Here is a 244-nt window from a genome sequence, read left to right as displayed (position 1 = left end):
CAGGAAGTAGGCCATCTGGCTGAACGCCAGGGTCAGCATGACGAAGTAGATGCCTGTGCGGCGGATGGCCAGGGCGCCCACCAACAGCGCCAAGAAGGCACCGAACACCGCTGCGCCGAACAAGGCGCCGAGCATGCCCCACTTCAGGTGGATCATCAGCAGCGCCGCACCATAGGCGCCCACGCCGAAGAAGATGCCCTGGCCGAACGACAACAGGCCGGTGTAGCCGAGCAGCAGGTTGCAG

General features: G+C 64.8%; 1 protein-coding gene. It reads right to left on the bottom strand.

The features are described from left to right. Positions 1–244: ABC transporter permease subunit (locus SB725_RS33310; protein ID WP_410923710.1), on the bottom strand; the 244-nt coding region annotated here is incomplete at both ends.

The organism is Pseudomonas sp. SIMBA_041 (assembly GCF_046535095.1).
Lineage (GTDB): Bacteria > Pseudomonadota > Gammaproteobacteria > Pseudomonadales > Pseudomonadaceae > Aquipseudomonas > Aquipseudomonas mucoides.
Note: the sequence above shows the minus strand (reverse complement) of the source record. Positions and strands in the feature narration are given on the sequence as shown.